General features: G+C 55.1%; 1 protein-coding gene. It reads left to right on the top strand.

Annotated elements, in window-relative coordinates; all coding sequences use genetic code 11:
- Positions 1–325: transposase (locus AACU55_RS23395; protein ID WP_167686187.1), on the top strand; the 325-nt coding region annotated here is incomplete at both ends.

The following is a 325-nucleotide window of genomic DNA, read 5'->3' as shown; positions in this document are numbered from 1 at the left end:
AAGGCTTCGAACCAGCACGGTGAACGTGGATATCCTCAGGTCCGCATGGTCTGCCTGATGGAACTGAGCAGTCACCTGTTGCGGGCCAGTGTGATGGACAGTTACGACGTGAACGAGATGCGCCTGGCGGCAAAGCTGGCAGCCAGCGCGCCGGATAACAGTATTACGCTGTTCGATAAGGGTTTTTACTCTTTAGGCCTGCTACATGACTGGCATAATGCGGGCGAAAATCGCCACTGGCTGACGCCGCTGAAAAAGAACACGCAGTACGAGGTGGTGTGTAAGCTCGGCAAACAGGACGAGCTGATACGGCTGAAAACGTCAC

Source organism: Rahnella sp. CJA17(1/100) (assembly GCF_963881615.1).
Taxonomy (GTDB): domain Bacteria; phylum Pseudomonadota; class Gammaproteobacteria; order Enterobacterales; family Enterobacteriaceae; genus Rahnella; species Rahnella aceris.
The sequence above is the reverse complement of the archived record's forward strand: the minus strand, read 5'-3'. Positions and strand labels throughout refer to the sequence as shown.